The following is a 17,159-nucleotide window of genomic DNA, read 5'->3' as shown; positions in this document are numbered from 1 at the left end:
TGCTTCTCCTGGCGCAGCGAATTAAACAGTGGCAGAAATGCCCAAAAAGCTATAATTCCTGCCACAATGGATACATGCTGAAAACAGTCGCTGTGATTGTGGTCCCCAACTTCTCGATCTTCGAATTCGGGACCGCCTGTGAGGTCTTTGGGATCGACAGGTCCGCCCGGGGGAGCGGTGTCCCGGCCTTCGACTTCCGCGTGTGCACGCCCGTTCCCGGGAATGTGCAGATGAAATCCGGGCTTTCCCTGAACGTCAGCCTCGGGCTGGACGCCACCAATGATGCGGATCTGGTCATCATGGCCCCCTACGGCCGGGACCAGGAGATGCCGGAGTCCGTGCTGGAAGCACTTCGCGCCGCCCACGCCAGGGGTGCATGGGTCATGTCCATCTGCTCCGGAGTCTTCGCCCTTGCCCGCGCCGGTCTGCTCGATGGGCGGCGCTGCACCACACACTGGCATTACTCCAACGAGCTGGCGGCGGCCTATCCGGACGTCCACGTGGATGAGAACGTGCTGTATGTCCAGGACGGCACCATTATTTCTTCGGCAGGAACCGCTGCGGGCATCGACGCCTGCCTGCACCTTGTGCGGGTGGAACTGGGCGCGCAGGTGGCTGCCGCAATCGCCCGGGACATGGTGGTTCCTCCGCACCGCGACGGCGGCCAGGCCCAGTTCATCGACCGGCCGATGCCCACCTGCGGCTCCGCCCCCATGGAGGAACTGCTGCGCTGGATGGTGCAGAACCTGGACCGTGAGCATACGGTCAATGAACTGGCTGCCCGGGTGCACATGTCCGCCCGGACATTTGCCAGGCGGTTCCGCTCGGAAACGGGAGCCACGCCCGCTGCGTGGCTGAATTCGCAGCGGGTGCTCCGCGCCCAGGAGCTTCTGGAATCCACTGACCTGAACATTGACGAGGTGGCCAGGGAAGCGGGCTTCGGCCATCCGGTTCTGCTGCGGCACCACTTTGCCAAGGTCCTCGACACCAGCCCGCAGTCCTACCGCCGGGCCTTCCGCGGCCAGTTGGCTGAGGTCGGTTAGCCGGGCCTGCGTTGGTTAGGCCCACCCCTTGCGTGGCCGGGCCGTCTATCTCTCTAACGAGCTGCCCTACAGGTTGCTGTTGCCTTGCCCCGTCCGGGATTCCTGGGCTGCGGCCCGGGTGCGGTCCACGAGCACCCGCCAGGGGCCCGTCACGGCCCGCTCCGGCAGTGCTGCCCGGCGCTCGCCGGCGCGGATGGAGTAGATGAACCGGTCCGGTTGGTTGCCGGCGAACTCCGCGGCCGCCGCCCGGGGAGTCCGGGGCACGGCGTCCCACGGGCAGGCTTCCACGATCGGTTGCCACTGGTTTATGGCGTTTTCCGACCGGGCGTCCACGGTCCACACTCTCGTCATCGCCGCAATGCCGCCGGTGCGCTCCACGCTGATCTTCATGGCCTGGTTCCTGGGCTTCCATGCAGCCTGGCGGCTGAAAGTCCGGCAACCAGGCATCCGTTAAAGCTTGACCTTCACAGTTTCCCATGCCTGCCGCACGGCGTCATGCTCTTTCGAGTCGGATCCGAAGAGCTCTACGGCAGCAGAGGCTGTGGCCCGTGCGAAGACGCTGAAGGTTGCGGTTGTGGGCAAGGAGCCTCCCGTGAGGGTTTCGTACCAGATGAGGCCCGGGGCGTCCCAGGCGTTTCCGCCCAGCGAATTCGCCACGAGGTAGAAGGCGAGGTTGGGGATGCCGGAGTTGATGTGGACCCCGCCGTTATCCGCGCTGGTCCGGACGTAGGAGTCCATGGAGTCCGGCTGCGGATCCTTACCCAGCACATCGTCGTCGTAGGCAGTTCCCGGAGCCTTCATGGAACGCAGGGCGTCCCCTTCAACCTCGGCGGTAAAAAGCCCTTCGCCGATGAGCCAGCTCGCTTCCGCAGTGGTCTGGTTCTTCACGTACTGCTCAACGAGCGCGCCGAAGACGTCGGACATTGATTCGTTCAGGGCCCCTGCCTGGTTCCGGTAGGCGAGGGCCGCCGAATGCTGCGTCACGCCATGGGCAAGCTCGTGGCCGATGACGCTGAGGGACGCGGTGAACCGCTCGAAGACCTCTCCGTCACCGTCGCCGAAGACCATCTGGGTTCCGTCCCAGAACGCGTTGTCGTACAGCGCGCCAAAGTGCACGGTGGCGTCCAGGCGGAGCCCCCGGCCGTCAATGGAGTTACGGCCGAAGACGTCGGCGTAAAGGCGGTGGGTGTGCCCCAGCCCGTCGTAGGCTTCATCCGTTGCGGCGTCCCCGATGGCCGCTTCTCCCTCCTTGCGCACCAGCTTTCCGGGCAGGTTTTCCGAGCCGCCAGCGTCGTAGATAGTGCGGTTGGCCGGGCCGGGCTTGGCCTGGCGGACACCCGAAGGAGCATCCGGCATGGCCTGGGTTCGCGACGCGTGGACCGATTCCACATGGCCCAGGGCTTCCCGGGCAGCCCTCGCGGCAGCAGAGAATTCCGGCGCATCCTGCCGGGCCAGCCGCCTCAGCAGGTAGGGCGGGACGATGGAACAGAATGGAACGTGCATGGCGTACCCCCTCAACTTGGTGAATTCAGCCTACGAGGGGGCACCGACAATACGTGGCAGGCGCACGCGCGGATAAGGACGGTCCGCGTTCTTACGTGTCAGCTGCCTGAGTACGACGCCGGCTCTCACACTGATCAAAATGTCAGTGCCTCCGTAGAGGATGTTGGCATGGGAAACGAAGCGGGCGCGGCGGCAGGCGGGGTGGGGCTGGTTTCTGCGCCGACCGCCGCTGCGGGCGGCGCCTCAGTGACGCCACTTCCGTCGGCTCTCAATGTCAGTGCCTCCGCAGATGATGTTTGTATGGTTCAGGGCGAGGTTGTATCGGCAGTGATGGAGGGCGTTTCTGCCTCCGTTGCTGCCATTGATGCGCTGTTCGTTGAGGATGCGTCGCTGCGCGGCGGTGCTACAGGCGCTGTGGCTGGCGACGGGGTTGATGTGCTGGAACGGCAGTACGAGCTCCGGCTGAAACGTATGGGCCTCGTTTCCCGGTTGGAAGCGCAGGTCGCGGCGATTAAGGCGCGGGACGCCGCCGAGGCCCTCGAACTGCAGGAGGCCATGACCCCGCCCACTGCTTCCCTGCAGGAGCGGGTTTTTGTTGAGATGTCCGTCGTGGAGGAGATCGCCGGTGTCCTGACCATCGGTTCGGGGGCCGCCGGGGCGTTCGTCCGCCAGTCCCGGCAATTGTGCGCGCTGCCACCGGCCATCGATGCGCTGGCTGCCGGGAAGGTGTCCTGGCTGCACGCGCGGATCATCGCCGACGAGACCGCGGACCTGGACCCGGCCGCTGCCGCCGCGCTGGTCGCGCATTTCTTCGATCCGAATGCGCCTCAGCCGGCGCGCGGGGCCGCGCCCGGCGACCTGGTGCCGTCGCGGTTCCGGCACAAGGTGCGCACCTGGCGGGAGCGGCACCACCCCGAATCCCTCGAGAAGCGGCACGCCAAGAGCGTCGCCGACCGGCGGGTGGAGCACTTCCCGGACCGCAACGGGATGGCATGGATCTCCGCGTACCTGCCCGCCGACTCCGCGTCAGCGATCTGGAACAGCACCACCGCCATGGCACGCGGCCTCCAGGGACCCCACGAAACCCGCACCCTGCCCCAACGACGCGCCGACGTCCTGGCCCACCGCCTCCTCACGCGCACCACCTTGGCTGGCGCGGACACAGCAGGCAGCGGCCAACCCCACACCCGCAACCAGGACCAGGCTGGCATTGATGAACAGCTCCCCGAGGCCTTCATCGGGCTCGCCACGCTCGTCGGCTCGGACGAAGCAGCCGCGCATCTGGGCGTCCCGGACAGCAACCACTACCCAACCGACGAGGACATTCCCGCGAACGGCACCCCCGGCGCCCAGGACAACAACGGCACCGACCACAATCCGGGCAGTGACAATCCGCGCAGCAAAAATCCGGGCAGTGACAATACCGGCAGCACAGGACCGGCCAGCACCCTCGCCGGAAAAGTGCCCGCCCCTCGGACGGACGTGCTGGTCACTGTTCCGGTGTTCGCGCTGCTCGGCCTCACCGACGAACCCGCCATCCTCGATGGCCACGGCCCCATCCCGGCCTCGATGGCACGGGAACTGGTCGCGGACGGGGCAACCTCTTTCTACCGGGTCCTGGTGGACCCGCGGGACGGGGCACCTTTGGAGATCGGCCGCACCAGCTACCGGCTCACCAAAGCAATGAAACAGGCACTCCGCCTTCGGGATGGCAGATGCACCTTCCCCGGCTGCAACAACCACAGCCTGGACAACGACACCGACCACCTCACAGCCTGGCAGCACGGCGGAACCACCGGAATCAGCAACCTGGCACAGCTCTGCCCCAAACACCACCGGCTCAAGCACAACAGCGCCTGGACACCATCACCGGCCACCAAAGATCAACCGCCCGGCTGGACCTCACCCACCGGCCGCACATATCAAAGCGAACACCCCGACTGGGAACCACCACAGTGGCCTGCAGGGTTGGCTGACTGTCAGTCCGAGCCTGACGTGCTGCCCGGGGACCGTTTGTACGAGTTGGTCGTGCTTGAGGATCTGGAGCTGCTTGAAGACCCGGGTTTGCCGGGTTGGCTTGAGCTGCCAGAGGATGTGCAGCCCCCAGGATGGTTTGAGCTGCCTGAAGACTTGGCGCTGCTTGATCTGCCGGACGACCGGGACGTGCCTGAAGACCCAGGAGTTCCGGACGTCTGGCTGCCACGGGACCCGGACCCCGGCTGGCACCTCTCGTTGGCATTCGAGACGTGTGACGCCTAAGGGACAGAACTGAGCCCTAAGCCAGCTGGATGACGCAATACGGTTGGTTTAGCCAGGGGCAAAAGGAAAGCACCCCGGTCAACAGACCGGGGTGCTTTACGTGGTGCCCTCGATAGGATTCGAACCTACGACCTTCTGCTCCGGAGGCAGACGCTCTATCCCCTGAGCTACGAGGGCAATCCGGGGTTCCTGCCGTTGCTGGCGGGACGTCCTAGAGCTTAGCAGTAAGGTGGCCTGCAAGGGAAAATCGACCCGCTCCCGTCCGTCCGGCAGCCAATATATGGCGGCAATCAGTAGCCGGAAAAAGAGTCCACATGCACCCGCCGGGCCCCCGCTTTCCGCGCCGCACGGCGAAGCGAAGCCACACTGGCAGGCGAACCGGAAACATAAACGTCCCGGGCGGCGATGTCCGGCACAAGCTGAGCCAACGTCTCCCCGTCCAGTCGTGCGCCATGTCCCGAAACGGCGGCCATTCCAGCCGGTGGCTCTGAACCGTCCGCGAGATGAACCAGGACCCGGACGCCGGAGGCCCTTAGTTCGTCCGCGTAGGCCACCTCGTCGGCGCTCCTGGCCAAAAGAAGCATTACAGCGTCGCGCTCCCGCAACTGGCCGGACGCCAGATGGGAAAGGAAGGGAGTGATCCCGATTCCGGCCGCGATGAGCAGGACAGGCTTGTTGGGGTCGCCGGGCAGGATGAAATCGCCGCCCACGGACGTGGCGGCCAGCTCGTCGCCAGGCTTCAGGGCGAGGAGGACTTTTTTAGCGGCGGACAGCGGCTCGGCGGTCCGCACACCAAACTTCACGAGGCGTTCCGTAGGCGAACCAGTCAGGCTGAACACCCGGCGTCGTCCTTTCCCGTCAGACTTCGCGTGCGGCAGGTCCAGCTCCATGTACTGGCCCGGAAGGAACCGCACGGCCCTGGCCGGCTCGAACGAGAACTCGGTGGTGCTGGGGGTCAGTTGGCGGCTGCCTGCAAACCGCAGCTTCACGCCCCCGCGCTGGCCCACCAGGAAAGCCAGAAGATTGCCCAGCAGCAGGGCTGCCTCGGGCGAGTTGGCAATAAAACCCAGGTTGTAGGGCACCGCAAACACCACACCCACCACGGCTGCCAGTGCCAGTTGCTGCCACCGGCGCGGCGGCAATGTCAGGGGCTCCGTGAGCATAAAACCTACAAAGAAGAGCAGCGGCCGCTGGGCCAGCGCCTGGTAAATGCCCATGCCCGCCGTCATCCCCGCGCGGAGAAGCTCCACGGTGATGATGGATGTGGCAACAAGGGTAAATACCGTGGCCATCAGGAATTTCCGGGTCCGGTACAGGACCAGGAGCACGCCCGGAACCAGCAGGCACAGCATTGCCGGGGTGGCCGCCCACCACGTGGCGATGTTCAGTCCCGTAAGTCCGGCAACAAAGGCCCCGGCGGCGGCAGGATTGAAGATGTGCCGGCCGCGCCAGGAAAGCGCATATTTCGACGCCGACGCCAGCACACACGCCAGCGCCACACCGGCCACGTCCAGAGCCTGGAACGAGGGCCAGAACAGGAAATAGAGCAGCAGCCCGGTGATCAGTGAGGACTCCGAATGCGGACGCACCCGGAAAAGCGCCGCCAGTACACGGTTGGAGGCGTATGTCAGACCAAGGCAGAGCGCCAGGTGGGCCAGCATCTCGGGTATCCCGAAGGTCAGCCAGCCGAGGACATCCAACAGCAGGCTGTAGGCGGCCAGGGCTGCGAGGACCAGCAGGATGAGCCGGTACATCGTGAACCGGCCAAGCATGGTGTCCAGGCGGCCTGCGACGGAGGGAGCCGGACCGGTCTTCGGCGTTTCAACAGGGCTCATGTGAACAGTGTCCCTTCAAATTCTTCCGAATAGGCGGCACTTCCATCGGAAAACACCGTCAGCCACGAGAACGGGAACGTCTCCTGGAGCTCTGACCCGGGTACGAAGAAGAGCGCCGTTGCCAGCGCGTCGGCCAGTACGGCAGTGTCCGCCATTGCCCAGGTGGCGACGGCGGTCCGGACGGGCTGTCCGGTCATTCCGTCCAGCACGTGGTGCAGTCCGTCGCCCCAGGCACGGCGGTTTGCCGCCGAAGCGCACAGCGAGCGGCCGTCGAGTTGGACAATCCCGATCGCCTGCTCAGGGTTGTACGGGTGTTCCAAACCCACCTGCATCGCCCCCACGCCGTGCGCCAGGAGGTCCCCGCTTGCGTCGATGACATAGGAGTCGACGCCGTCAGCCGCCAATTCAGCAGCGAGCAGGTCCACCAGCAAGCCCTTGCCGGCAGCACCAATGTCCAGCACAACGGGAGCGTGGGCCGTGATGGCAGTCCCGGTCCAGTCCAGGACGGCGTCCCAGGCCGGCGCCGGCAAGGCGCTACCGGCAGGCCGAAGCGAATAGCCCGCGTCGTAGCCAAGGCGTTCCAGGCTGGCTCCGATCAGCGGCGTCATCGCACCGCCGGATAGCCGGTACAGCGTCCGGTAGAGCTCTCCGAGCTGGTCCGCTTCCGCAGGGAAGTCATAGCGGCCAGGTTCCCGGGCCATCGCGGTCACTAAGGAATCGCTCCGGAAACGGGACCAGTCGGCGTCGAACTTTTCCACCCTGGCCAGGAGGCGTGCCCGCAGGGACGGTCCGAGCGGGAGCGGTGTTGAGATTTCCCAACGCGTGCCAATCCCGTCGAACACGAAGTCCTGCCAGTTCCCGCCCGGCACCGCCTACTGCGCCTCCGACTTGATCTGTTCCACTGCCTGGTTGAAGCCTCCGCTGGTAAGGGATGAACCGGCAACCTTGGAGACCTTGAGCTCGTCAATGCTCTTGCCCACCACCTGGGAGGCGATACCGCCGGCAAACTCGCCCTGGAACTTGCGGGTGTTGGGGTTGGAGGGGTGCTGGGTGATCTGGACGTCCGTCACAGTGCCCGAAGCAAGAGTCAGCTGCACTCCCACCGTTTCGGTTCCGTTGGGGGAAACATAGTTCCCGTCGGCGCTGTAGGTTCCGTCCTTGTAGCTGGAGCCGCTGCCGGCCAGGGAAGATGCGGCCGCCGACGGCGTGGCGGCCGCCGTTTCCGACGTGGCGCCACCGGTGGACACGGGGACGCTTTCAGTAGCGGACGGCGCGCAGCCGGCCACGGTTCCGGCGAGGGACAGGCCGGCGATGCCGGCGTAAACACTCTTGCGGACTGACGGTCTCATAAAAAGGCTCTCATTTCGGTTAAGTGTTCGGGACGGTGCTTACGCTGGAGTCAACGCTGAAACCAGCGTATTGGTTCAACTTGTAGCCGGCTTGTGGATTCCCTGTGGAATGCCCAGGTCGCCGGACCAGCCCCAATTCTTTGCTGTCAGCGGCCCCCGGTAGTCTAGAGGGGTGACTCCCGAAGAACTCTCCCTCGCCATATCCGCCAGCCTGAAAGACGCCGTCGCCACCGGTGACATTGCCCTTTCAGCATCAGCTCTGCCTGATGAGGTACGCGTGGAGCGGCCCAAGAACCGGGACCACGGCGACTGGGCCACGAATATCGCGCTGCAGCTGGCCAAGCAGGCGGGCACCAACCCGCGCGAATTCGCAACCGTCCTGAGCACGCGCCTGAAGGCCATCGACGGCGTTGCCGGGGTGGAAATCGCCGGACCCGGCTTCCTCAACATCACCGTTGACGCCGCCGCCGCCGGTGCCCTCGCCCGGATGATCGTCGAAGCTGGCACCCAGTACGGAACCAACTCCGCGCTCGCCGGCCACACCGTGAACATGGAATTCGTCTCCGCGAACCCCACCGGGCCCCTCCACATCGGGCACACCCGCTGGGCCGCACTCGGCGACTCCATTGCCCGCGTGCTGCGCGCCTCCGGGGCAGATGTCACTGCTGAGTACTACATCAACGACGCCGGCTCCCAGATGAACGTCTTCGCCAACTCTGTCTACTCCCGCCTGCACGGCCGCCCGGTACCGGAGGGTGGCTACCCGGGCCAGTACATCGCGGACCTGGGCCACGAAGTCCTCACCGAGCACCCGGACATCCGCGAACTCACCGAAGTTGCCGCGCTCCCGGTGATCCGCTCTGCCGCCTACAAGGCGCAGATGAAGGACATCAAGGCCACGCTTGCGGACTTCGGCGTCGAGTTCGACGTCTTCTTCTCCGAGCAGGAACTGCACGACGCCGGCGCGATCGAAAGTGCCGTTGCCCGCCTTCGCGAGCAGGGCCACGTGTTCGACGACGGCGGCGCCGTCTGGCTGCGGACCACGGACTTTGGGGACGATAAGGACCGCGTGATGATCCGCGCCAACGGCGAGCCCACCTATTTCGCCGCGGACGCCGCCTACTACCTGTCCAAGAAGGACCGCGGTTTCACCGAGAAGATCTACCTGCTTGGCGCCGACCACCACGGCTACATCAACCGGTTGAAGGCCATTGCCGCCTGTGCCGGGGACGATCCCGAGAAGAACATTGAAGTGCTGATCGGCCAGCTGGTGTCCGTCAACGGTGCCAAACTGTCCAAGCGCGCCGGAAACATCATTGAGCTCAAGGACCTGATCGACTGGCTGGGCAAGGACGCCGTCCGCTACTCCCTGGCCCGGTTCCCGGCCGACTCGCCGCTCACCCTTGATCCGGAGCTGCTGAAGAAGCACAGCAACGAGAACCCGGTGTTCTATGTGCAGTACGCCCATGCCCGTTCGCGCGGTGCAGCCCGCAACGCCGTGGCCGCCGGAGTGGACCGTTCTGCCTTCGACGCGTCCCAGCTGGACCACGCCACGGAGAACGAGCTGCTCTCCCACCTGGGCAGCTACCCCTCGATCGTCGCCAAGGCTGCGGAGCTGCGCGAACCGCACCGCGTGGCCCGCCACCTCGAAGTCATCGCCGGCGCCTACCACCGCTGGTATGACGCCTGCCGCATCGCGCCCATGGGCGATGAAGAGGTGACCGACGTCAACCGCACCCGGCTGTGGCTCAACGATGCCACCAGCCAGGTACTCGCCAATGGCCTCGACCTGCTTGGCGTTTCGGCGCCGGAACGGATGTGACGGCAATGTCTGTGCAGACCGGAAACACCGCATCCCCGCTGGCGCCGGAGTGGCTGGCAGTTCCTGCTGACCTGAATGCCCTGCAGGAGCCGATGTGGGCAGGAAGCGTGCAGCGCAACGACCTCGGCGAACTCACTGTCGGCGGGCGGTCAGTATCCGAGCTGAAGCAGCAGTTCGGCACGCCCCTGTTCGTCATGGACGAGGCCGACTTCCGCGCCCGGGCGCGCGCCTTCAAGGATTCCTTCGACGCTGCCTTCGCTGACATCTGCGGCGGCGTGGATGTCTACTACGCCGGAAAATCCTTCCTGTGCAGTGCCGTGGTGAAGTGGGTGGAGGAGGAAGGGCTCTGCCTGGACACCGCCTCCGGCGGCGAGCTGGCTGTTGCCGCCCGCGCCGGGATCGCGGGGGAGCGGGTGGCGCTGCACGGAAACAACAAGTCCGACGCCGAACTCAACCGTGCGCTCGACATGGGCCTGGGCCGGATCGTCGTGGACAGCCTGTCCGAGCTCGTCCGGGTGGGAGACATCGCCCAGTCCCGCGGTGAGCAGGCCAAGGTCATGCTGCGCCTCACCCCGGGCGTCCACGCCCACACCCACGAATTCATCGCCACCGCCCACGAGGACCAGAAATTCGGACTCTCCATGGCGGCCGACACCACCGAACAGGCCGGCCTGTCGGCGGCCGAAGAAGCGGTGGCGGCGGCATCGGCGCATCCCGGCATCGACCTCCTGGGCCTGCACTGCCACATCGGCTCCCAGATCTTTGAACCGGACGGCTTTGCGCTGGCTGCGGAGAAGCTGCTCCGTTTCCTCGCTGCGATGCAGGAAAAGTACTCCATCGTGATGCCGGAGCTCGACCTCGGCGGCGGCTACGGGATCGCCTACACCCCGGTGGACACCCCCCGCCCCGCCGCTGACATCGCGACGGCGATGGCCGCCGTCGTGCGTTCAACCTGCGCTGAGCTGGGCATTGAGTCGCCGCGGATCTCCATTGAACCCGGACGCGCCATCGTGGGCAGCACCACCTTCACGCTGTATGAGGTGGGCACGCTGAAGACCGTGCGCGTCGACGCGCCGGCCGCTTCCGGCGGACGTGAGGACGGTAACAACGTTACGTATCCGCGCCGCTATGTTTCAGTGGACGGCGGGATGAGCGACAACGCCCGCCCGGTGCTCTACGACGCGGATTACTCGGCAATTCTGGCGTCCCGCACGTCGGCCGCGGCCCCGCAGCTGTCCCGCGTGGTGGGCAAACATTGCGAGAGCGGCGACATAGTTGTTAGAGATGTATATCTGCCCGAGGACGTGGCAGCCGGTGATCTGCTTGCTGTACCGGGGACCGGCGCCTACTGCTGGGCCCTCTCGAGCAACTACAACTATCTGGCCCGGCCGGGCGTTGTCGCGGTGCGCGACGGATCTGCCCGGCTGATTGTCCGCGGGGAAACCGAAGAAGATCTGCTGAACCGCGACATGGGAGTCTGAATGACTGAATTGCGAACCCTGAAAGTGGCCCTGCTGGGCTGTGGCAACGTTGGGGCCCAGGTTGCGCGGATTCTCATTGAGGACGCCGACGCCCTGGCCGCCCGCACCGGAGCCCGCCTCCAGCTCAGCGGCATCGCCGTGCGCAACGTGAATTCCAAGCGGGACGTTGAGCTGCCGCAGGACCTGTTCACCACCGACGCCGAGACCCTGGTCAAGGACGCCGATCTGGTGATCGAGCTGATGGGCGGCATCGAGCCTGCCCGCACGCTCATCCTCTCCGCGCTGAGCAACGGCGCCTGCGTGGTCACCGGCAACAAGGCCCTGCTGGCCCAGGACGGCCCCACCCTCTACGAGGAAGCCGACAAGGCCGGCGTGCAGCTCTCCTACGAAGCTGCCGTTGCCGGCGCCATCCCCATCCTGCGCCCCATCCGGGACAGCCTTTCCGGAGACCGGATCACCCGCGTGCTGGGTATCGTCAACGGCACCACCAACTTCATCCTGGACCAGATGGATTCCACCGGCGCCCAGTTCGCCGACGCGCTGGCAGAAGCCCAGCGCCTCGGCTACGCGGAAGCGGACCCCACGGCCGACGTCGAAGGCCACGACGCCGCGGCCAAGGCCGCCATCCTGGCCACGCTGTCCTTCCACACCCGGTTCGCCCTGGAAAACGTCCACTGCGAAGGCATCACCAAGGTCAGCGCGGCGGACATCGCCGCGGCCAAGGACGCCGGCTTCGTCATCAAGCTCCTGGCAATCGCCGAGAAGCTCACGGATGCCGACGGCAACCAGGGCGTGTCCGTCCGTGTCCACCCCACGCTCCTGCCCCGCGAACACCCCCTGGCCGCCGTCCGCGGCGCGTTCAACGCCGTCTTCATCGAGGCCGAGAATGCGGGCGAGCTGATGTTCTATGGCCAAGGTGCAGGCGGTACCCCCACCGCGTCCGCGGTGTTAGGCGACCTCGTCTCCGCGGCGCGGCGCCTGGTCCTCGGCGGACCGCAGCGCACCGAGACCACCACCGGGCATGTTCCGGCGCTGCCCATCGACGCTGCCGTCACCAGCTACTACATCGGCCTGGATGTTGCCGACCAGCCGGGGGTGCTGGCAAGGATCGCCCAGCTGTTCGCCGAGCACGGCGTCTCCATCGAAATCATGCGGCAGACCATCCACCGCGACGCGGAGTCCAACGTGGAATCCGCGGAACTGCGGATCGTTACCCACCGCGCGTCAGAGGCTGCCCTCGCGGCCACCGTTGAGGCCGTGAAGGGCCTGGACGTCATCAATTCAGTTACATCCGTTCTGCGGGTAGAAGGAGTCTAAGTGGCTCACCAATGGCGCGGCGTTATCCGCGAATACGCTGACCGTTTGCCCGTGACGGAATCCACCCGGGTCATCACCCTGGGCGAGGGCGGCACCCCGCTGGTGCACGCGCAGAAGCTCTCGGAACTCACCGGTTCCGAGGTTTACCTCAAGGTGGAGGGCATGAACCCTACCGGCTCCTTCAAGGACCGCGGCATGACCATGGCCATGACGGCCGCCGTCGAGTCCGGTGCCAAGGCCGTTGTCTGCGCCTCCACCGGCAACACCTCCGCCTCCGCTGCTGCCTACGCCACCGCGGCCGGCCTGAAGTGCGCCGTCCTGGTTCCCGAAGGCAAGATCTCCATGGGCAAGCTCAGCCAGGCCATCGCGCACGGCGCCACCCTCCTGCAGGTGGACGGCAACTTTGATAACTGCCTCGACATCGCCCGGAAGCTGGGGGAGTCCTACCCGGTTTTCCTGGTGAACTCCGTCAACCCCGCCCGCATCCAGGGGCAGAAAACCGGCGCTTTCGAGATCGTGGACGCGCTGGGCGATGCTCCTGACATCCACGTGCTTCCGGTGGGCAACGCCGGCAACATCACCGCTTACTGGAAGGGCTACAAGGAGTACTCCGCGCCGTTCGAGTCCGCGACGGCCGGCACGCTTCCCGCGGTTTCCACCAAGACGCCCGCCATGTGGGGCTTCCAGGCAGCGGGTGCCGCGCCCTTTGTCGCCGGCCACCCCATCACCGAACCTGACACCATCGCCACGGCCATCCGCATCGGCAACCCCGCCTCCTGGGATGGCGCCATCGGCGCCCGCGACGAATCCGGCGGGCTGATCGACGCCGTCACCGACGAGGAAATCCTCAACGCACACCGCTGGCTGTCCTCCCGCGAAGGCGTCTTCGTGGAGCCCGGCTCTGCCGCCGGCGTCGCGGGCCTGCTGAAGAAGCACGCTGCAGGCGAAGTTCCCTCGGGCAAAACCATCGTCATCACCGTCACCGGCCACGGCCTTAAGGACCCCCAGTGGGCACTGCGCACCGAGGATGGAAGCGACGTGCAGCCGGTCAAGGTTTCCAACGACGTTGTCACCGTTGCTGCTGAACTGGGACTGGAAGAAAAATAACCTTGGACACCACCTCGCAGGCCACCGTCGGACTGCAACTCATCGAGGCCGGCCAGCGGGTCACGGTCCGGGTTCCGGCCACCACGGCCAACCTTGGCCCCGGCTATGACAGCCTGGGGCTGGCCCTGGCAATGCACGACACCCTGACCGTGGAAAGCCTGGACACGGACGAGCTCCTGTTCGATCTCCGTGGCGAAGGTGCGGAGACTTTGCCGCGGGACGCCAGCCACCTGGTGATCCGGGCCATGGACGCCGCCTTTGAGCGCCTGGGATTCCGGCACGCCGGCCTCAAGGTGACGGCTGACAACGTCAACCCGCACGGACGGGGCCTGGGCTCGTCCGCCTCGGCAGTGGTGGCGGCCGTATCGGCCGCTAACGCGATGGTGCCGGCAGAACACCAGCGCGGACAGGAATGGATCCTGCAGCTCACCAGCGAGCTGGAAGGGCACCCGGACAACGTCGCACCGGCAATTTTCGGCGGACTGGCGCTGTCGTGGCAGGACAGTGACCAGTACAGCAGCACCAGCGCCACGGTCGCGGACCCGGTCATCCCCATCGTGGCTGTTCCGGATTTCGAGCTCTCAACCGAAGCGGCCCGTTCTCTGCTCCCGGCCTCGGTGGGACACCACGCCGCAGCCATGAACTCCGGGCGGGCGGCGCTGCTGATCCACGCGTTGACGCAGAAACCGGAATTCCTGCTTGCCGGCACCGAAGACTACCTGCACCAGAGCTACCGGGCGGAGGCGATGCAGCCGAGCGCAGCGCTGATCGCCGCCCTGCGCACGGCGGGGCATGCGGCAGTGGTTTCCGGCGCCGGACCCACCGTCCTGGTCCTGGCCAACGGTGAAGCGGAAGCCTCAGATGCACTGGCATTCATCGAGGCGTTCACCTCCGCCAACACGCCTGATGTGGCCTGGCGTGTTCTGAAGCTGGCAGTGGACGTTGAAGGTGCTAAGGTGGACTTGCACCGGCGGTAATTCCGCCTATCTGATCTGGTCCTGCATTCACTTGCTCTTTGATCTCCTACTGCGAATGTATTCCGGTGCCACCTGCTTGGTCTGTCGCAGGAATCTGCAGCATCCAACTGCCCCTAAAGCGTCAGTCCGGCGTTCCGCCATGGGCGGAGCGGAGGGTGAATCAGTATCCGGCCCTGCTGGCCGATATCCAACCGGCAAGGCCGAAATCCGGCTGCAGATCTGAACTGCAGCCCAGATCAAATCATCGCGTCCAGCTCCCAGTCTGGACGCCGTCGAGGGGGAAGGATCCTTCGTGACCGAAACCACTGAGCTGTCGCCAGCTGTGGAACTATCAACTTCTGCTGCCGAATCACCGGCAGCACCCGCCAAGAGCAGCGGCCTGGCCGGCCTGAAGCTCGCCCAGCTGCAGGCTCTTGCCAGCCAGCTGGGGATTTCGGGCGGTTCCCGCATGCGCAAGGGAGACCTGGTTTCGGCCATTTCCGCCCATCGCGCCGGCACCCCCACCACCAAGGCTCCGGCCCGGAAGGCGGAAAAGGCTACCGAGAGCGTGGCTGCTCCGGCTGTCACCGCTCCTGCCGCTGCTGCACCCGAAACTGCTGAGGCTCCTGCTGAAGCAACCCGTGCACGTGGCCGTGGCCGCAGCCGCCGGGCTGTCAGCGACGGCGTTGTAGCTCCTGCCGCCGGCGAAGCCGCCGAGGCTCCGGCCGCCCCCACCCAGGTGGAACTTCCTGCCGTTGCCGAAGCCACGGAAACGGAAGGCGCCGCCGAGCGCCGCCAGCCGCGCACCCGCAACCGCCGCCGCGGCGAAGCTGCCGCCACAGTCCAGGAAGCACCTGTTGAGGCCCCCGCCGAACAGCCCGCACCCGAACAGGCCGTTACGGAACAGCACTCCACGGAGCAGCGCTCCGAGGCGCCTGCCGCTGACACGGTCGACGCCGGCCAGCGCACCGACCGCCGCGAAGGCCGCACACGCGGTGGCCGGGACAGCGCAGCCCGCGACTCCGACGGCGGGCGTGACAACGCCGGCAGCCGTGAGGCAGGCCAGCGCGAAGGCAACCGCCGCGACGACACCCGCGACGGCGACGATACGGACGGCGGCAGCCGCCGGAACCGCCGCAACCGCCGCGACCGGAACGACCGCAATGACCGTTCGGGCGGGCAGGACCGGGACAACAGTTCCCGCAACGACCGCTTCCGCGATCGCAACGACCGCCGTCGCGGCCGTGCGCAGGGACCCGACGTCGACGACGTCGAGGTCACCGAAGACGACGTCCTGCTGCCGGTTGCCGGCATCCTGGACGTGCTGGAGAACTACGCCTTCATCCGCACCTCCGGCTACCTCCCGGGCCCGAACGACGTCTACGTCTCCCTGGCCCAGGTCAAGAAGTACAACCTGCGCAAGGGTGACGCCGTCGTAGGTGCCATCCGTGCCCCCCGCGACGGCGAAGACCGCAGCCAGCAGTCCAACCGCCAGAAATTCAACGCGCTGGTCCGCGTCACCTCGGTCAACGGCAAGACCGCCGAAGATCTCAAGGACCGCGTCGAATTCGCCAAGCTGGTTCCGCTCTACCCGTCGGAGCGCCTGCGCCTGGAGACCGATCCTAAAAAGATCGGCCCCCGCGTCATCGACCTCGTGGCTCCCATCGGCAAGGGCCAGCGCGGCCTGATCGTCTCCCCGCCCAAGGCCGGCAAGACGCTCATCCTGCAGTCCATCGCGAACGCCATCACCACCAACAATCCTGAGGTCCACCTCATGATGGTTCTGGTTGACGAACGCCCCGAAGAAGTCACGGACATGCAGCGCACCGTCAAGGGTGAGGTCATTGCCTCCACCTTCGACCGGCCTGCCGATGACCACACCACCGTGGCCGAACTTTCCATCGAACGCGCCAAGCGCCTCGTGGAAATGGGCATGGACGTGGTGGTCCTGCTGGACTCCATGACCCGCCTGGGCCGCGCCTACAACCTGGCAGCACCGGCCTCCGGCCGCATCCTGTCCGGTGGTGTGGACTCCGCAGCCCTCTACCCGCCCAAGCGCTTCTTTGGTGCAGCCCGCAACATCGAAAACGGCGGCTCGCTCACCATCCTGGCAACGGCCCTCGTGGAGACCGGTTCCAAGATGGACGAGGTCATTTTCGAAGAGTTCAAGGGCACCGGCAACATGGAACTGCGTCTGTCCCGCCAGCTGGCAGACAAGCGCATCTTCCCCGCCGTGGACGTCAACGCGTCCGGCACCCGCCGCGAGGAGAACCTGCTCTCGGCCGAGGAAGTCAAGATCATGTGGAAGCTGCGACGCGTCCTCTCCGGACTCGAGACCCAGCAGAGCCTTGAACTGCTGACCAACAAGATCCGGGAAACCCAGAGCAACGTCGAGTTCCTCATGCAGGTCCAGAAGACGACGCTTGGTGCGAAGTCGGATAACGACAAGTAGCTGAATTCGGGGCGGGCGCCGGTGCGTTCGTGCGG

At 66.0% G+C, this 17,159-nt stretch carries 13 protein-coding genes and 1 tRNA gene; 8 read left to right on the top strand and 6 right to left on the bottom strand.

The window, feature by feature from the left end; genetic code table 11:
* The first annotated feature begins 74 nt into the window (after positions 1-74).
* Positions 75-1,043, top strand: coding sequence for a helix-turn-helix domain-containing protein (locus tag P2Q66_RS07240; protein ID WP_079597652.1), 969 nt, complete (start codon positions 75-77; stop codon positions 1,041-1,043).
* 66 nt (positions 1,044-1,109) lie between these two features.
* On the opposite strand, the gene P2Q66_RS07235 is transcribed toward P2Q66_RS07240, so the two are convergent.
* Positions 1,110-1,433 carry a protealysin inhibitor emfourin gene (locus P2Q66_RS07235; protein WP_079597653.1) on the bottom strand — a complete coding sequence of 108 codons (324 nt, stop codon included), beginning with the start codon at positions 1,431-1,433 and terminating at the stop codon, positions 1,110-1,112.
* A 60-nt stretch (positions 1,434-1,493) separates the two neighbouring features.
* Positions 1,494-2,546, bottom strand: coding sequence for a M4 family metallopeptidase (locus tag P2Q66_RS07230; RefSeq protein ID WP_275726779.1), 1,053 nt, complete (start codon positions 2,544-2,546; stop codon positions 1,494-1,496).
* 168 nt (positions 2,547-2,714) lie between these two features.
* Here P2Q66_RS07230 and P2Q66_RS07225 point away from each other — a divergent pair, with 168 nt between their 5' ends.
* The gene (locus tag P2Q66_RS07225) at positions 2,715-4,805 is read left to right on the top strand and encodes an HNH endonuclease signature motif containing protein (RefSeq protein WP_275726778.1); all 2,091 of its coding nucleotides are present in this window, start codon (positions 2,715-2,717) and stop codon (positions 4,803-4,805) included.
* Positions 4,806-4,906: 101 nt separating this feature from the next.
* Here P2Q66_RS07225 and P2Q66_RS07220 read toward each other — a convergent pair.
* The 4 genes from P2Q66_RS07220 to P2Q66_RS07205 form a co-directional block, all read right to left on the bottom strand.
* Positions 4,907-4,982, bottom strand: a tRNA-Arg gene (locus P2Q66_RS07220).
* 113 nt (positions 4,983-5,095) lie between these two features.
* On the bottom strand, positions 5,096-6,640 hold the full coding sequence (locus P2Q66_RS07215) for an oxidoreductase (RefSeq protein ID WP_275726775.1): 1,545 nt from the start codon (positions 6,638-6,640) through the stop codon (positions 5,096-5,098).
* Positions 6,637-7,509 carry an FAD:protein FMN transferase gene (locus tag P2Q66_RS07210; protein ID WP_275726773.1) on the bottom strand — a complete coding sequence of 291 codons (873 nt, stop codon included), beginning with the start codon at positions 7,507-7,509 and terminating at the stop codon, positions 6,637-6,639. Before P2Q66_RS07210 ends, P2Q66_RS07215 begins: the two co-directional genes overlap by 4 nt.
* Positions 7,510-7,512: 3 nt before the next feature.
* A complete protein-coding gene (locus tag P2Q66_RS07205; protein WP_115525458.1) occupies positions 7,513-7,989 on the bottom strand; it encodes an FMN-binding protein in 477 nt (158 codons plus the stop codon).
* A 172-nt stretch (positions 7,990-8,161) separates the two neighbouring features.
* On the opposite strand from P2Q66_RS07205, the gene argS reads away from it, so the two are divergent.
* From argS to rho, 6 genes are all read left to right on the top strand, one after another.
* A complete protein-coding gene (gene argS / locus P2Q66_RS07200) occupies positions 8,162-9,811 on the top strand; it encodes an arginine--tRNA ligase (RefSeq protein WP_275726772.1) in 1,650 nt (549 codons plus the stop codon).
* A gap of 5 nt (positions 9,812-9,816) precedes the next feature.
* On the top strand, positions 9,817-11,292 hold the full coding sequence (gene lysA / locus P2Q66_RS07195; RefSeq protein WP_275726769.1) for a diaminopimelate decarboxylase: 1,476 nt from the start codon (positions 9,817-9,819) through the stop codon (positions 11,290-11,292).
* Complete coding sequence (locus P2Q66_RS07190; protein ID WP_275726767.1) at positions 11,293-12,609, top strand: homoserine dehydrogenase; 1,317 nt, start codon at positions 11,293-11,295, stop codon at positions 12,607-12,609. It abuts the gene before it with no gap.
* Positions 12,610-13,716, top strand: a complete 1,107-nt coding sequence (gene thrC / locus P2Q66_RS07185) for a threonine synthase (RefSeq protein WP_079597661.1) — start codon at positions 12,610-12,612, stop codon at positions 13,714-13,716. It abuts the gene before it with no gap.
* A 2-nt stretch (positions 13,717-13,718) separates the two neighbouring features.
* The gene (thrB, locus tag P2Q66_RS07180; RefSeq protein WP_079597662.1) at positions 13,719-14,693 is read left to right on the top strand and encodes a homoserine kinase; all 975 of its coding nucleotides are present in this window, start codon (positions 13,719-13,721) and stop codon (positions 14,691-14,693) included.
* Positions 14,694-14,985: 292 nt separating this feature from the next.
* Positions 14,986-17,124, top strand: coding sequence for a transcription termination factor Rho (rho, locus tag P2Q66_RS07175; protein ID WP_275726763.1), 2,139 nt, complete (start codon positions 14,986-14,988; stop codon positions 17,122-17,124).
* Positions 17,125-17,159: the final 35 nt, after the last annotated feature.

Source organism: Arthrobacter sp. Cr_A7, assembly GCF_029222765.1.
Lineage (GTDB): Bacteria > Actinomycetota > Actinomycetes > Actinomycetales > Micrococcaceae > Arthrobacter.
The sequence above is the reverse complement of the archived record's forward strand: the minus strand, read 5'-3'. Positions and strand labels throughout refer to the sequence as shown.